This window comes from Clostridium polynesiense (assembly GCF_000820705.1).
Classification (GTDB): domain Bacteria; phylum Bacillota; class Clostridia; order Clostridiales; family Clostridiaceae; genus Clostridium_AA; species Clostridium_AA polynesiense.
Window position 1 is genome coordinate 1 of the sequence record NZ_CCXI01000159.1, and the last position, 14721, is coordinate 14721.

11 protein-coding genes are annotated in these 14721 nt (G+C 35.0%); 4 read left to right on the top strand and 7 right to left on the bottom strand.

What is annotated here, in order from left to right; translation table 11 throughout:
* Nucleotides 1–348: 348 nt before the first annotated feature.
* Together TA89_RS17320 and TA89_RS17325 are read right to left on the bottom strand one after the other, a co-directional pair.
* The gene (locus tag TA89_RS17320) at nucleotides 349–1077 is read right to left on the bottom strand and encodes an EcsC family protein (RefSeq protein WP_040215248.1); all 729 of its coding nucleotides are present in this window, start codon (nucleotides 1075–1077) and stop codon (nucleotides 349–351) included.
* A 255-nt stretch (nucleotides 1078–1332) separates the two neighbouring features.
* Nucleotides 1333–1944, bottom strand: coding sequence for a TetR/AcrR family transcriptional regulator (locus TA89_RS17325; RefSeq protein ID WP_040215250.1), 612 nt, complete (start codon nucleotides 1942–1944; stop codon nucleotides 1333–1335).
* A 250-nt stretch (nucleotides 1945–2194) separates the two neighbouring features.
* On the opposite strand from TA89_RS17325, the gene TA89_RS17330 reads away from it, so the two are divergent.
* Both TA89_RS17330 and TA89_RS17335 read left to right on the top strand, forming a co-directional pair.
* Nucleotides 2195–4264 (top strand): efflux RND transporter permease subunit, encoded by a 2070-nt coding sequence (locus TA89_RS17330; protein WP_040215252.1) that lies wholly within the window; start codon nucleotides 2195–2197, stop codon nucleotides 4262–4264.
* 12 nt (nucleotides 4265–4276) lie between these two features.
* Nucleotides 4277–6907: a methyl-accepting chemotaxis protein gene (locus tag TA89_RS17335; RefSeq protein WP_040215253.1), complete on the top strand. Its 2631-nt coding sequence runs from the start codon at nucleotides 4277–4279 to the stop codon at nucleotides 6905–6907.
* Nucleotides 6908–6975: 68 nt separating this feature from the next.
* Here the strand turns inward: TA89_RS17335 and feoB are convergent, their stop codons facing one another.
* From feoB to TA89_RS17355, 4 genes are all read right to left on the bottom strand, one after another.
* On the bottom strand, nucleotides 6976–9090 hold the full coding sequence (feoB, locus tag TA89_RS17340; protein WP_040215255.1) for a ferrous iron transport protein B: 2115 nt from the start codon (nucleotides 9088–9090) through the stop codon (nucleotides 6976–6978).
* Between the two features lie 14 nt (nucleotides 9091–9104).
* A complete protein-coding gene (locus tag TA89_RS17345; protein ID WP_040215257.1) occupies nucleotides 9105–9332 on the bottom strand; it encodes a FeoA family protein in 228 nt (75 codons plus the stop codon).
* Between the two features lie 129 nt (nucleotides 9333–9461).
* Entirely contained in the window at nucleotides 9462–10403 is a 942-nt protein-coding gene (locus tag TA89_RS17350) for a GNAT family N-acetyltransferase (protein ID WP_040215259.1), read from the bottom strand.
* A gap of 36 nt (nucleotides 10404–10439) precedes the next feature.
* Nucleotides 10440–11618, bottom strand: a complete 1179-nt coding sequence (locus TA89_RS17355; protein ID WP_040215261.1) for an MFS transporter — start codon at nucleotides 11616–11618, stop codon at nucleotides 10440–10442.
* A 187-nt stretch (nucleotides 11619–11805) separates the two neighbouring features.
* On the opposite strand from TA89_RS17355, the gene TA89_RS17360 reads away from it, so the two are divergent.
* Nucleotides 11806–13002, top strand: coding sequence for a class I SAM-dependent methyltransferase (locus tag TA89_RS17360; protein ID WP_040215262.1), 1197 nt, complete (start codon nucleotides 11806–11808; stop codon nucleotides 13000–13002).
* A 246-nt stretch (nucleotides 13003–13248) separates the two neighbouring features.
* Here the strand turns inward: TA89_RS17360 and TA89_RS17365 are convergent, their stop codons facing one another.
* A complete protein-coding gene (locus tag TA89_RS17365; RefSeq protein ID WP_040215316.1) occupies nucleotides 13249–14037 on the bottom strand; it encodes a tRNA threonylcarbamoyladenosine dehydratase in 789 nt (262 codons plus the stop codon).
* Nucleotides 14038–14279: 242 nt separating this feature from the next.
* Here TA89_RS17365 and TA89_RS17370 point away from each other — a divergent pair, with 242 nt between their 5' ends.
* Nucleotides 14280–14702, top strand: coding sequence for a MarR family winged helix-turn-helix transcriptional regulator (locus TA89_RS17370; protein WP_040215264.1), 423 nt, complete (start codon nucleotides 14280–14282; stop codon nucleotides 14700–14702).
* Nucleotides 14703–14721 lie beyond the last annotated feature (19 nt).

The following is a 14721-nucleotide window of genomic DNA, read 5'->3' on the forward strand; positions in this document are numbered from 1 at the left end:
TTTCACATCTTAGTTTCCTAAGACACTTAACTATTTTACCTTGTAGCCTTTTGTTTGTCAACAGTTTTTTAATTTAATTTTAAAACTGTTAACTTTCAAAATTCTTTGTCGCCGTCAAGCGACTTAGTTATAGTAACATGAGCGGTACATAATTAAAATACCAGATAATCCCGTATATATTAATTATCTTTCCCATAGTAATATATCCTCAATTTATTAAAGTTATTCATATACTGATACGCTTGGAATTGTTTATTTATTTTAAGTGAAAATTCGGTGAAATAAAAGGAAGAAAAAGCACTTAAATCCTTCTCCGGAGTTTAATCCTTTAAAGATTTAAGTGCTTCATTATAATTCAATCTTTTTAAACACTCTCATTCTATATGCATTAGAAGCATAATATCCAAGCTGATTTAAAAGCTTATAATTAGCATAAGCTCCTACTACCGCACCTATTCCCGGCACCAGCTGCATAAGCTTTGCTAAATCTATATAATCCCTGTACTCCTGCTGAAACACCCTCCAGTCAAAAGCTTCTGAGTTTTCAGGAAGAGTAAGTATATAATTATCCCAATCCTTTATTATATTGTATATTTCATTTCTTCTTTCCTGACTTGAAAAAGCTATTTGAAATATATAAAGTATATAGAGCCTTTCTCTATAATCTTTTACATCAAAGCCGTAAATGCTTGCAGATTCAAACAGAAACTTTATCTTCATACTTAATAATATAGGAAAGTCTGCAAGACCCAGAAGTATGCCTCCTGCCCCTGTACCTGCACCGCTCACTGCTCCTGCTTTTTTATAAAAATCTATGCGCTTATTTAAAAGTTCTTCCCTCTGCCTGAGACTTCCCTGAAGGATAGGCTTTCTGGTAGTATATTCTGATCCCACAGCAACCATTTTAACCATATTCTTTATAGCTTCTGTAATAATTTTATGAGCCTGCTCCGGTATTATATGGTTAATTTTATCCTGCATTCCTTTGGACATTTTACTTCCGATAGAAGGTTTCCTTTGCATATTTTTCTGCCAGTATTTTAACTCTCTTAGCGCTGTTTTTTCATAGTTATCCATGAAAGCACCTCCTTTACAGAAAGTATACTATTATATTTTATGCCTCCTGCAACCTTTAAATATCTTTGTGAGATCTTGAATGAATTATATGTCACTATATTATATACATTAATACTTAAGAAACTATTATTATAATATGAAATTTTTATAAGACATTTTACCCTTCTATTTTTATATCTTTAATATGTCTTTTACTCAAATGAAAGCCTCTTTATCCCAAATTCCCTAATTTCGCTATGAGTAATAGCTCTTCTTTTAATTTTCAGTAATCTGATACTGAGTAAAAATGAGCTTGATAGCTGCATAAAGATGAGCTTTTAACTCCTCTAAAGGAACAGGTTCTTTATATAAAATAGCATTATAACTTGTGCCGCTTACTAATTCTAAAATCATATACATCATTAGTTCTGGTGAACGATAGGTATTTTTTGAGTTTTGAAGCATTGTTTCAAAAATAGTAACTATTGATGGTGTATCTTTTCCAGAAGCATATACAAGTGAATTTCGAACAAACCCCCAACTTAGATGCTTAGAAAGTAACATAACAAGACTATGATTTTCAGAAAGCTGATCCAGAATCTGATCAATGATAAAAAGAATTTGGTTTTCAAAATCTGTTATTTCCGGATGATTCTGCAGTTTGTGATATGCGTTTTGAAAAACCTGTGATGCTTTGTGGGCAATCAGGTGATTGCGAATATCATATTTATTTTTAAAGTAAAGATAAAAAGTTCCTTTTGCCACACCGGCTTGTTTTACGATGTCAGAAATAGAAGTTTTTGTAAACCCATTATTGATAAATAGAGAAAAAGCTGATTCCAAAAGAGAATCCCTTTTTTGTTGTTTATTGTTATCCACCTTTCCCATAGCACAAAGCACCTCATAAAATAAATTCCATATTACAGCTTAAAAGCTGCTATCATGTTTTGTCTATTATTATAGGAACTAGAGACGGAAAAAGTCAATGAAAAGTCAAGTTTTTACCATCTTTTATACGCTGAATAAAAAAATAAACTGACTAATAGTCAAAAATATATAAAACATATATTGACTAATGGTCATTTTTGAAGTATAACAATAAATGACCAATAGTCATAAAATGAAGGGAGGAAGAATCATGGAGAAACTTGGTAGGAAGATTGTGAAATCCCGGATTCCGATTTTTATCATCAGTATTTTACTTTTGATTCCTGCAACAATTGGTTATATCAATACAAGAGTAAATTATGATATTTTGTATTATTTACCGGATGATATAGAAACAATGCAGGGACAGGAAATTTTGGTGAATGAATTCGGTACAGGAGCATATTCAATGTTCCTATGTGAAGGAATGAAGAATAAAGACGTAGCAGAATTAAAAAAACAAATTGAGAAAGTGAATCATGTATCAAAGGTAGTATGGTATGACAGCTTTGCAGATATCAGTATTCCTATGGAAATGTTGCCTGAAAAAGTGCGATCTGCATTTAACTCAGAAAATTCCACAATGATGTTCATTATTTTTGATACAACAACTTCCGCTGATGAAACTATGGATGCCATCCAGGATATTCGTCATATAGCTGGAAAGCAATGCTTTTTAAGTGGAATGTCTGCAGTGGTAACGGACACGAAGGAACTAGCAGAATCAGAAGTTACCATCTATGTTGTAATTGCCGTAATACTATCTACTATTGTTTTGGCACTAACCATGGAAACATATTTAATACCAATCTTGTTTCTTTTAAGCATTGGAATGGCGATTTTATATAATATGGGAACCAATATATTAACTGGTGAAATTTCCTATATAACAAAAGCGTTAAGTGCAGTATTACAGTTAGGTGTTACAATGGACTATTCTATTTTCCTATGGCATAGCTATCAGGAAAAAAAGGAGATATACAAAGAAGATCACGAAGAAGCAATGGCACAGGCAATTGCAGCTACCATTAAATCAGTGGTTGGCAGCTCTATAACTACCATCGCAGGCTTTATAGCACTTTGCTTTATGAGCTTTACCTTAGGAATGGATTTGGGAATCGTTATGACAAAAGGTGTTATCTTTGGTGTGATCTGTTGTGTAACGGTACTTCCTTCCATGATTATGATATTCGATAAAGCTCTGGGAAAAACAGCGCATCGTCAATTGATACCTGATTTCCCAAAAGTGTCAGATTTTATAGTAAAACATCATGTTATTTTTGCAGTTATATTTGTAGCATTATTTATCCCCTTTGCATATTTTCAGGCAAATGCCAAGGTATATTATAACCTCGATGCTACATTGCCTAAGGAGTTAGAAAGTATTCAGGCAAATGCAAAACTTCAGGAAGAATATCATATGGGAGCAGCACATATGGTTCTTTTGGATAAAGAAATTTCGGAAAAAGAAAAATATAAAATGATAAAGGAAATGCAGCAGGTAGAGGGTGTCAAAGAAGTTTTGGGATTAGAAACTTTGATTGGACCTACAATACCCAAAAATATGATACCTAAAGATATCAAAGAGGTGCTGGAAAGCGATAATTATGAACTGATGCTGATTATGAATGAATATCAGGTTGCATCAGAAGAAGTAAATGATCAAATTGACGAATTGAATAGTGTATTAAAAAAATATAATCCAAAAGGAATGCTTGTAGGTGAAGCACCTTGTACAAAAGATCTGATTGAAATTACAGATCATGATTTTAAAGTCGTTAGTGCGGTATCAATTTTAGCAGTATTCCTGATTATTCTATTTGTATTTAAGTCTGTTTCACTTCCTGTAATTTTGGTAGTGGTTATAGAAGGTGCAATTTTCATTAATATGGGAATTCCTTATTTGACAGGTTCGGAGCTTCCATTCATCGCATCTATTGTTATAGGAACTATTCAGCTGGGGGCCACCGTAGATTATGCAATTTTGATGACTAGTCGGTATGAAAAAGAACGCGGAGCAGGAAAAGAAAAAAAAGAAGCAATTCAAATTGCTCATCAAAGCAGTATGCGTCCAGTTATGGTATCAGCATTTAGCTTTTTTGCCGCAACCTTTGGTGTAGGAATGTATTCGAAGATTGATATGATTAGTTCTTTATGCTTGTTAATGGCTAGAGGAGCCTTAATTAGTATGTGCGCGGTACTATTGTTTTTACCGGCAATGTATTGGTTATTTGATGGTTTAATCTGCAAAACAAGTAAAAACTTCAAAAATAATAAATAGGAGGCGCTTATTATGAAAAAAAGATATATGCAGGCAATGATGGCAGGAACAACAGCACTTTTAACACTGACAGTTCCGGCTACAACTATCTGGGCGTCTGTTCCAGAAAAAGAACAGACTGTTTATGTAAATGCAGATGAAAGCGGTAAAATAGAAAAAGTTATTGTAAGCAATTGGCTGAAAAACACAGAAAAAAAATCATCTATCACAGACAAAACAGAACTGAAAAATATTGAAAATGTAAAAGGAGAAGAAAGCTTTTCTCAAGCCGGAGATGGAACCCTCACATGGCAGGCAGAAGGTAAGGATATCTACTATCAGGGAGAAACGGAAAAAGAATTGCCTGTTTCCGTAAAAATGACATACTTCCTGGACGAAAAGGAAATTCAGCCCACAGAACTGGCAGGGAAAAGTGGAAAGATAAAGATTCGTATTAATTATGAAAATAAAACAAAAGAAACCTGTGAAATTAATGGTAAGACAGAAACTATTCAAACTCCGTTTTTAATGGTTTCTGGCATGATTCTTCCAACAGATAAATTTACAAATGTGGAAGTTAAAAATGGAACAGTAATCTCCGATGGACAAGACAATATTATTATAGGTATGGGGTTTCCTGGGCATTCTGATAGCTTAAAACTATCAGATATTAAGGAATTGGAAGATACAGAAATCCCAGATTATGTGGAAATCACAGCTGATGTAAAAGATTTTTCCCTTGCCCTTACAGCTACAGTTGCTACTACAGGTACTCTAAATGAATTAGGACTGGAAAATATAGAAAGCTTAGATGAATTAAAAGATAAAATGGATTTGCTTTCTGATTCTTCACTTTCACTGGTGAAAGGAAGTCAAGCATTGCAGGAAGGAATTGAAACTCTGGATACATCAGCAGATACCTTTTTAGTAGGACTAAGCACTGCAGATGATGGAGCCGGAAAATTGAAGGCGGGTATTGATACCATGAATGAAAAGAAGGGAGAACTTCAGGATGGAGTTCATCAGTTGATGGAAGGAATGAAAGCTCTAAATCATGGAGCTGGAGAGCTTCAAAAAGGTGTTCACTCTTACACAGAAGGGACAAAGCAGTTAGTAGCAGGGGTGGAACAAACAGATTCAGGTGCAATTGTATTAAAATCTTGTCTTGATATCATGAATGAACAAAAAGGAGAATTGACAGAGGGTTCTGGTAAGCTGGCAGAGGGAGCGTCCGCTTTGGAAAAAGGAACAGCAGATTTCCAGACAAAGCTAAATGTTTATACAGGAAAAGTCAGTGATTTGTCAAGGGGATTGACACAGCTCTATGCTGGTATGGAAAACTCTCTTGGAGGTCTTCAGAAATTACCTGAAATTATGAAGATATTAGAGAATGGAATAGGTAATATGGCAACAGGAGCCAATAGCTTCAAAAAGGGAGCCGAACAGATACAATCTTCCTCACAAGCAATAGAAGGTCAATTGAAAAGCTTGAAAGCTGCTGTTTCAGGAGCAACTCAATGTATTCAACAAGCAATAGACGCAATTACAAACAATAAGATAGACACAAGTGGAATTTCTCAAAATGCAACACAGCAGGCACAAACAGCTGCTCAAAAGAAACTTCAGGCAGCAAATGCTCAGCAAAGTCAAAATGTACAGGCAGCATTAAAGGCAGCGGGTCTGACAGAAGAACAGAAAAACGCAGTAATGCAGAATTTGGCAGGAATCTCTATAGATGTACAAGATGTACATATTAAAATATCTCCAGATCAGATAAACACTGCCGTTTTACAGCAACAGCTACAGGCAGCAAAAGACGGTTTGGCAAAAATATCAGATGGATTAAATAAGATTAACATTGATGATACTTCCATTACATCATTAACTAAAGGTGCAGAACAGGCAGTTATAGGAGCAAGTCAGATGCAGGAAGAATTGAAAAGAATATCCACCTCACTTAATGGAATGGAAGATATTCAGACAATGATTCAACAGTTGATGGAAAGCATGAAACAGCTAAAAGATGGAAGCTTAGCACTGTGTGGATATAATCAACAGTTAAATGAGGGAGCAAAAACACTGGCAGCAGGTGCGAAAAATTTGAATTCCGGAACAGGAAAACTATCTGTAGGAGTACAAGCTTTAGGAGATGGCGTATCAAAGCTTGCAGAAGGTGCAAATCAGCTTACAGCAGGAACAGGACAATTGAAAACAGGCGGTAGAGCACTGGTAGCAAATAATGATAAATTAAATGCAGGAGCAAACCAACTTGCAACAGGAAGCAGTGCATTGGCAGCTGGAGGAGCAAAACTTCAGTCAGGTGTAAGTACAGTCAGCGATGGAGTTTCTCAGTTGGCAGCAGGCGCAGCACAGTTAAAAGATGGAACTGGAAAATTGACTTCTGGTGGAAAACAGTTAAAAGGTGGAATTGTACAACTAAAGGATGGTTCTACTGAATTAGCCGAAGGTATGAAAAAATTTGATAAAGAAGGAATTCAGGAACTTACCAAAGTAATGGACGGGGGAATCCAGGATGTTTTAGATCGTCTGCGTGCAATAGTAGATGCAGATAAATCATATAAGGCATTTGATGGAGGAGAAAAAGCTACAGATGGCAGTGTGAAATTCCTAATAGAAACAGCTGGAATTGAGGCAAAAAATTAAAAATAAAGCTTTGAATAAAGAGGTTAGATAAAGGCAGATAGTAAGTACTATCTGCCTTTATTATATTATTAAAACACAGCTCTATACAGCGCTGCGGTTATAAAGCAAACCACTATAGCAATAGCGGTAGGCAATAATGCTCCTATTACAGTCCACTTGGTACTTCCCGTTTCCTTTTTAATAGTCCAGAGGGTTGTAGCACAAGGCCAGTGAAGAAGACTGAAAAGCATAACGTTTAAAGCTGTTAAATATGTCCAGCCATGCTGTAAAAGTACCTGCCTCAAGCTATCTATGCTTTCAAACTCAATCATATGACCTGTAGACAAATAAGCCATTAATAAAATAGGAAGAACTATTTCATTTGCAGGAAGACCTAAAATGAAAGCCATCAGTATATATCCGTCAAGACCAAGCAGATGAGCAAAGGGATCTAAAAAATTAGCTGTCCAAGCTATGATGCTGTAGTCTCCTATATAAATATTTCCAAAGAGCCAGGTTATAGCTCCTGCAGGAGCAGCTATTATTACCGCTCTGGTTAAAACAAAGATGGTTCTGTCTATAAGTGATGTATATAGTATTCTTCCTACCTGAGGCTTTCTGTAAGGGGGAAGCTCAAGAGTAAAAGAAGAAGGAATACCTTTTAAAAGGGTTTTTGAAAGGAGGTAAGAAACCCCTAAGGTGACGATAACCCCTATAATTACCATAGCTGTTACTATTAAAGCAGGAATTATTCCCCCAAAAGAAGAACCGCTTTTCGCCACAAAAAACACTGAAGCAACAGCTATTAATGTTGGAAATCTGCCGTTGCAGGGAACAAAGTTGTTGGTTAGCATAGCGATAAGCCTTTCTCTGGGTGAATCTATTATTCTGCAGCCTATAACCCCTGCTGCATTACACCCCAGCCCCATGCACATGCTTAAACACTGTTTTCCATGGGCACAGGCCTTCTTAAAATAATGATCCAGATTGAAGGCTACTCTGGGGAGATATCCTAAATCCTCTAAAAGAGTAAATATAGGGAAGAATATAGCCATAGGCGGAAGCATAACGGATACTACCCAAGCCAGGGTTCTATATAATCCCAGTACCAAAATTCCGTGAAGCCACTGAGGAGAATTTAATGAATGGAAAATATCCGTAATCTTATCTTCCACTTTGAAAAGAAAATCAGCAATTAGCTCAGAAGGATAATTAGCTCCTGTTACAGTTATCCAAAGCACTGCTGCTAAAAGCAATATCATTATAGGGATTCCGTATCTTTTTGAGGTGAGGATATCATCTATTCGACTTTCCCTTGTCTTAACTGATCTATCCTGTATAACCACAGCTTTTTTAATTTCCTCTGCCCTCTTAAAGTTTACCTCACATATTTCATCTCTTATGGAGTTTTTATCAAAATCTTTAATTATATTATTTACCTTATTTTTTATACTATCTATATCCCTATGGGGCAAATATTTTTTCATGGAATCATAAAGATTTTCATCTCCATCCAGCATCCTTAAGGAATACCATCTGGAGTTCTTATCTGAAATATCTTCCTCAATGGTTTCGCCTATCTTTAAAATGCAGTTTTCAATACCAGAAGAATAAATGGTATTTACAGGCTCTGATTTTATTTTCTTATTTACCAGGCCGTTTAAAGCCTCCTTTAAATCCTCCATTCCCACGCCGCTTCTTGCTGCAGTTAAAACCACAGGTATACCCAGCTCCTCAGAAAGCTTTTCTCCGTCTATTGCAATGTTTTTCTTTTTTGCTTCATCTATTAAGTTTACACAAAGTATTACATTTTCCATAAGCTCCATAACCTGAAACACCAGATTCATATTTCTTTCTAAGGCAGTAGCATCCGTTACCACTATTACTGCATCAGGGCTTCCAAAACACAGATAATCTCTGGCTACCAGCTCCTCTACAGAAGTGGCAAAGAGAGAATAAGTTCCCGGCAGATCCACAAGGACATAATCTATATTTTTAAAGCTGAATTCCCCTCTGGCATTTACTACAGTTTTCCCCGGCCAGTTTCCTGTATGCTGATGAAGCCCGGTTAAACTGTTGAAAACAGTACTTTTACCGGTGTTTGGGTTTCCTGCTAAAGCAATAACAAATTGATTATCCTTCTTTTCTATATTAAAATTATCCTTTAAAAATTCCTTCTTAGTGGATTCGTAGGTGAGACCCATTAATTTACCTCCTGCTAGATTCCTTTCACTGATATTAAAGACGACTCTTCTTTTCTTAATGCAATCATGGTATCCCTGATTTTATAAAGGGTGAGATTTTCCTTCGGCCCTTTTCTTATAACTTCAATAAGCGCTTCCTTAGTGAAGCCTAAGGCAAGCATCCTTTCCCTCATAAGCCCCTGTAAAAACAAGTCGTTAACCCTTACTAAGTTGCCTATTTCCACATCACAAAGTTTGTACATAATTTCTTCCTCCTGCAATACATTATTTTAATTTAAGCTAATGAAGTTAACCTCATCTAACTTTCCTAATGTATTGTATGAAAAAGGTGCCAGGCACGTGACAAGTGACAAACTGCAAAATTCAGTTTGTCACTTGTCACGTGCCTGGCACCTGTAGAAGGTTATATGATCCTGCCATCTGCCATTTATATAAAGATAATTTTTATTAAGTCCCAGTTCTTCAAAGCCGGAGCTTTTAAGCACCCTTTGAGATTTTATGTTATCCACCAGGGTAGAGGCTTCTACTCTATGAAGCTCCAGTTCCTCAAAAGCATAGCTGCATATAAGTTGTACGGCTCTTTTCATATATCCCCTTCCCTGATATTTTCCATCTATTGAGTATCCTAGTATTCCGCTTTTAAACACTCCATACACTATATTGGAAAGCTTAATTTTCCCAATGAGAATGTCATTTATAAAAATTCCGAAATCAAATCCTGTTCCATTTAAAAAATGCCTATAACTGTCGCTTAAAAGTCTTTTTTGAGTTTCCAGAGTGTAAAAATCCTTGTCTCTCCTGGGTTCAAACTCCTTAAGATGATTTTTATTTCTAATATAATAATTTAAAAGCTCCTCTGCATTTTGAGGTCCAAGAATTTTAAGCACTATATCTGAGGAGTTTATTATCGATGGACTATGTATGCTTAAGGCTTTGTATTTTTCTATATCCATGCCGAAAATAAGCTCATTTTCGTATTTACCTTTAGAAAAAACATTGTCCTCAAGTATTCCCTGAAGCTCCATACCACAGTTTATAAAAGGAATTATATCATTGCTTTCCCCTGTATAAATATTTATCTTATGAAGCTGTTCTTTTTTAAATATGGTGCTTATTATGGCTTTTAATGACCTCTCCATAAGCTCCTGATCATCTTTTTTGTAAAAGTTTATTCTTAATGAACACCTTTTATTTTCGTTATTCATATCAAATATTATAAATCTGCCTGCGTTAATCAAAGCTGAATCCTTAATTATATATTCATTAGAAGTTCCTTTTACCGCTTCTATATGAAGGTTGTTCCTTTCATTCATGCTGCATCTCTCCAAAAATAAAAATAAATCCTGAACTTATACCTTTTTAACCAGTATATTTTTTGTGTTTTTATATATTAAAAAGTTAAAGATGATAGAGGTTAAAATACATAAGGGTATTATATAAATTGCTTTGTCTGCACCTATATAATCATTTCCAGCTCCCATTATAAAATTTAAAATCATTCCCTGAAAAGAGGCTGAAGTGACTATTATCCCCGTTATATAGGAACTGCTTACCGGGAATACCTTGCTGACGCTGGCCACTATAGTTGGGAAGGTAACGGCAAAGAACATCCCTGCAGCAGCTACCAGTGCTAATCCGGATTTTCCTGCAATCAATCCTGAGGTATATAAAACCAAGCCTATACTTAAGGAGATTATAATAACCTTAAAGCTTCCGAATTTTTCTACTACGAAGCCCCCTAGAAGCCTTCCAAGGGTAAAAAGCATAAAGAACGCTGAAAGATAAAGGGATCCGCTGTCCTCATTAAAGCCAAAGGTATACTGCATATAATTCACCAGCCAGTTGGCTGTACCCATTTCTGCAAACACATAGGTTCCTAAAGCTATCATATAAAAAATGATGAGCTTATTAGATATTATCTCCTTAAAGGAAAGTTTCTGCTTTTCATCCTCAATCTCTGCCTTAGGAAAAGGAATGAAAAACATAACTATTAAAATCACAGCAAAAACCACGGAGATGCCTAAGTAAAGGGTTCTCCAGCTTATTCCGTTATTAAGCATAAATCCGAAGGTTCTTTGTCCTACAGTAGAACCAAAGCCATAAAAAAAGTGCAGAAGATTCATAACTAAATTCTGCATACTAAGCACTATAATAGGAAGAACAGTATTACTTGCTATGGCTGTGAGACCCAAACCCGCACTGTTTAATGATATCCAAAAAGCAAAAGCTATAAAACTGTTGCTTAAAGACATCATTATCAAGGTAACCAGTAGCACTATTATACCTGAAATAAGTACTAGCTTCTGTCCAATTTTTTCACATAGATATCCCCCTATAAAGGTGGTTACCATATAAGCCGCTGATGTTCCTATAATCATATAGGAAATTTCCTTATTCCCTACGTTAAAAAGCTCCTTGAAACCAGGAACAAACACACCTTTTGTATTTTCAGTTACAGCAGCCATAATCATCATAACAAATAATATTATGAGAGCTCCCGGATAAACGGTTTTTATCTTATTTTTCATACTTTCCTCCACTTTATATAACAAATAATAAATATACATTTTTAAAGAATTTCAAATAAATTATACCACAATGGAGTACAATCTCTATAATTATATTCTATTGAATTTTTTATTTTCTTATGTTTATATTGTATTTGTAGTTAATAAAACGACATTACACTTATTCTATATAAAGAAAGGTGATTTTATGAATAAGCAGAACATAACTAAAGTAAACCTCTTTTTGCTTGGTCTGCAAAACAGATTCAGCGAAAATAATTCGATATTTAAGGATATTTTTGTTACATATTCAGCAGGTTTGAAGGAATTTAAAGGAAAGGGTTCCTTTGATGCAGGGAAAATTAAATATAATTTTAATGGAAAGACAGAAAGCTTATCCTTAGAACAGTTATTTAAAAACATTATAGATGAAGCTGAAAAATACGATTCCTTAAGCATTTTATACAGGGAAAGAGGGACAGAACTTCTGATTTCAGCGGATAATAAAAATGTAAAGATGAATACCACTGAAGTTAAGGAAGAGGAAGATATTCCAAAAGCTTCTGCAGCTTCCAGCATTAATAACCTGCATTACACAGAAACCTCTACCCTTTTAAACAGAGATTACTATATAAAACCGGGAAAAGCAGATGCCCTTTTAAAAGAAATAGGCATTATGACTAAAGAAGGTAAAATTAAAAATGATAGGATAAGAAAATACAATCAGATAGATCACTATGTAGAGCTTTTAGAAGGAATTTTAGATACACTTCCAAGGAACGAGGTTATAAATATACTTGACTGCGGCTGCGGTAAATCTTATTTAACCTTCGTTTTAAACTATTATCTCACAGAGGTTAAAAGGAGAAAATGTCACTTTATAGGAATAGATATTTCAGAGCAGGTTATAAGCTCTTCAAAAAAGATGGCTGAAAACCTTGGATATAGAAATATGGAGTTTTATGCTATGGACATAAACAGCTATAAGCCCAATAAGAAAGTCCATGTAATAATTTCCCTTCATGCCTGCGATACTGCTACGGATATGGCACTGGCTGCGGGAATAAAGCTTAATTCCGACGTTATAATAGCTGTACCCTGCTGTCATAGGGAACTTTTAAATCAGTACAGCTACGAACCCTTCAAAGGAATATTAAAGCACGGAATATTAAAGGCAAGAATGGCAGATGTTCTCACTGACGGTATGAGATCTATGCTTTTGGAATCTAAAGGCTATGAGGTTTCTATTGTAGAATATATTTCACCCTTGGAAACTCCTAAAAATCTTATGATAAGAGCTGTTAAAAAGAGAGAAGAAAACCCTGAGGCTATGGAGGATTACATTAAGCTTATGTCTTCTCTTAATGTATACCCTGCCCTATACAATTATTTAAACGAATATTAATTTATATTATGATGGTAGATCCTACTATAGGGGTCAGACGACATATAAATTTATGTTATGATAGTAAAAAATCCAGCAGCTTATGCTGCTGGATTTTTTCGTTTTAAATAGATTGAACTTATTTAATCTTTAAGGGTACAGTATAAAAAAAGTTATATATGAAATTTATCAATAGCTTAAGCATAGTTAATCTTTAAATAAATCCAAATAAAAATATTTAGATATCAAGAGTCCAATAAATTAAGCCTAGTTAACCTTTAAGCCTAAAAGCTCTCTTATCACCACAGAGGCAATAATCATTCCAGCCACCGGTGGAACAAAGGATACGCTTCCGGGGGTCTGCCTCTTTGTTATAGTCTTTTTCCCCTGCTCCTCAGAAGTATCTGCAGGAACAGTATTTACTAAAAGGGCAGGATCAGAAGAATCTACCGCAGGTAAATGGGGCTTTAACGGCACTTCCTCGGAATAAACTACCTTTAAAGCCTTTACTCCCCTCTTTCTAAGCTCATACCTCATAACCTTAGCAAGGGGGCAGACCTTTGTACTGTATACATCCGTCACCTTAAATTTGGTGGGATCCAGCTTATTACCCGTTCCCATGGAACTTATTAGCTTAATATTATTATTCTCACAATATACAGCTACTGCAATTTTCGCTGTAATGGTATCTATAGCATCAACTACATAGTCTACATCCTCGGTGATGATTTCTGAAAGATTTTCTGAGGTTATAAACATCTCAAGAGCTGTTACCTCACAGCTTTTATTTATAGAAAGCACTCTCTCCTTCATAACCTCCACCTTGCTTCTTTCAAGGGTATCATAGGTTGCATGAATCTGTCTGTTTAAATTTGTAAGACATATAGTATCGTTATCTACTAAGACTAGCTTTCCCACCCCTGATCTTGCTAATGCTTCCACAGTAAAGCTTCCTACGCCGCCTATGCCTAAAACTACAACCTTACTATTCTTTAATTTATCAATGCCGTCACTGCCTATAAGCAGCTCTGTTCTTGTTAATGAGTGCTGAAGCATAATATTCATTACTCTCCTTTGTATTTATTAACAGCAAATATTATATTATAGTGAAAATTAAATGTAAAACTATTCTTTAATATTTTCTATTATTTCATAATTATCTTGTTTATATCACTGAATCATAATATATCCACTGAACATTATTGATTATTCTATGCTATAATATTATTCTGAATAAACATATTATATACAGTAGTATAAACAGCTCTGCTTTATTTATAAAGGAGGAAACACCATTAATGTTTGATTTAGAATGTTGTATTGGATTTTTAACAAACGTTCAGGCAAGAAAATTATCAGAAGCCTTTAATAACAGGCTGTTAGCTAAAGGAATTACCCGAGTTCAATGGATTGCTCTTTATTATCTTGATAAGCATGAAAGCCTAAGTCAGATGGAGCTTGCGGATAAACTGAATATTAAACCTTCTACTGTAGTAAGACTTATGGACAGGATGGAAAGGGACGAATTGGTTCAAAGGGTTCAGAATCCTAAAGACAGAAGATCCTATAATGTAATTTTCACGGATAAAGGAAAAAGCTTCTGGGATACCATAAAGGATGAAGGGGAAATAATGAGCAGAGACTTCACCAGAGATATTTCTGAGGAAGACCTAAACACCTTTAAAAAGGTTTTAGAGAAAATGGTAGAAAATATTAATTAATTTTTTAACAAAGTATATT

Bases quoted from the DNA above. Each gene is read 5' to 3' on its own strand.
- TA89_RS17355 (WP_040215261.1), bottom strand. From the start codon at position 11,618: ATGAAAAATAAGATAAAAACCGTTTATCCGGGAGCTCTCATAATATTA.
- TA89_RS17335 (WP_040215253.1), top strand. From the start codon at position 4,277: ATGAAAAAAAGATATATGCAGGCAATGATGGCAGGAACAACAGCACTT.
- TA89_RS17325 (WP_040215250.1), bottom strand. From the start codon at position 1,944: ATGGGAAAGGTGGATAACAATAAACAACAAAAAAGGGATTCTCTTTTG.
- TA89_RS17345 (WP_040215257.1), bottom strand. From the start codon at position 9,332: ATGTACAAACTTTGTGATGTGGAAATAGGCAACTTAGTAAGGGTTAAC.
- TA89_RS17330 (WP_040215252.1), top strand. From the start codon at position 2,195: ATGGAGAAACTTGGTAGGAAGATTGTGAAATCCCGGATTCCGATTTTT.
- TA89_RS17365 (WP_040215316.1), bottom strand. From the start codon at position 14,037: ATGCTTCAGCACTCATTAACAAGAACAGAGCTGCTTATAGGCAGTGAC.
- TA89_RS17360 (WP_040215262.1), top strand. From the start codon at position 11,806: ATGAATAAGCAGAACATAACTAAAGTAAACCTCTTTTTGCTTGGTCTG.
- TA89_RS17350 (WP_040215259.1), bottom strand. From the start codon at position 10,403: ATGAATGAAAGGAACAACCTTCATATAGAAGCGGTAAAAGGAACTTCT.
- TA89_RS17320 (WP_040215248.1), bottom strand. From the start codon at position 1,077: ATGGATAACTATGAAAAAACAGCGCTAAGAGAGTTAAAATACTGGCAG.
- TA89_RS17370 (WP_040215264.1), top strand. From the start codon at position 14,280: ATGTTTGATTTAGAATGTTGTATTGGATTTTTAACAAACGTTCAGGCA.
- feoB (WP_040215255.1), bottom strand. From the start codon at position 9,090: ATGGGTCTCACCTACGAATCCACTAAGAAGGAATTTTTAAAGGATAAT.